Raw genomic sequence first — 737 nt, 5'->3', positions numbered from 1 at the left:
ACATCGAACCGTTCGCCGTTCTGACGGGGATGGTTATGCCGGAGCGGATGCCGAAATCAGCCGCGTGCGCGTAAAACGCGCGTTGGGCTTTTGAAAGCCGCGGCCTCTCCTGATCGCCGCTCCACGTGAAGGTCCGCTTCATGGTTTTCGCGCGTCCTACGACCGGATCGAGCGCAGAATAATTTCGTCCGAAGTACACTGACTGCCACTCTGGATGATAGTTCGAAATCGCGAGCGTATGGCCGGGCTGGATGTTGAGATAGGCATACCCGCCAAATCCGATCTGTTCAGCCAGGCCAGCCAGAGCATCCTTAAGGTTGCGTTGATCGCCTTCGACAGCGGTAAGGTCAGTCAGCTTATCCAGCCAGTGCTGCATTCGTTTTCCTCCCTGAACGCATCGGCGATTTCGTGTGATCCCCCGATGGCCAGTCAAGGCGGCGAGAACGGGCCTTCAACTCCTCATGAGGTGCGCCCGCTACGATCGGTTCGGCAAAGCGGACCAGCCTTCACACCGGATCACTTCGTTCCGACGTAGGGTCGTTCCGGCGTAGGGGACATTTGCCATGCTCAGTTCGCATGACCGACGCAACAACCGTGTTCAGCCTCTCCAGCGGGTCGCCGGTATTCGATCCTCTCCCGTGCCGGCCAAAATCGAGTTGATAAAAACGTTGATCAAGGACGAGAGCACGATAGGATACGAAGGCTAGCGAAACGAAACGAAAGCAGCGCCTGTAAGC

Annotated in this window: 1 protein-coding gene; it reads right to left on the bottom strand. The window is 57.4% G+C overall.

The window, feature by feature from the left end; all coding sequences use genetic code 11:
• A partial coding sequence (locus EOC06_RS38140) for an autoinducer binding domain-containing protein (RefSeq protein ID WP_206631379.1) occupies positions 1-376 on the bottom strand: 376 nt, incomplete at its 3' end.
• Between the last annotated feature and the right edge of the window lie 361 nt (positions 377-737).

The sequence above is a fragment of the Mesorhizobium sp. M7A.F.Ca.MR.362.00.0.0 genome (genome assembly GCF_004023175.1).
In the GTDB taxonomy this organism is placed as follows: Bacteria; Pseudomonadota; Alphaproteobacteria; order Rhizobiales; family Rhizobiaceae; genus Mesorhizobium.
The sequence above is the reverse complement of the archived record's forward strand: the minus strand, read 5'-3'. Positions and strand labels throughout refer to the sequence as shown.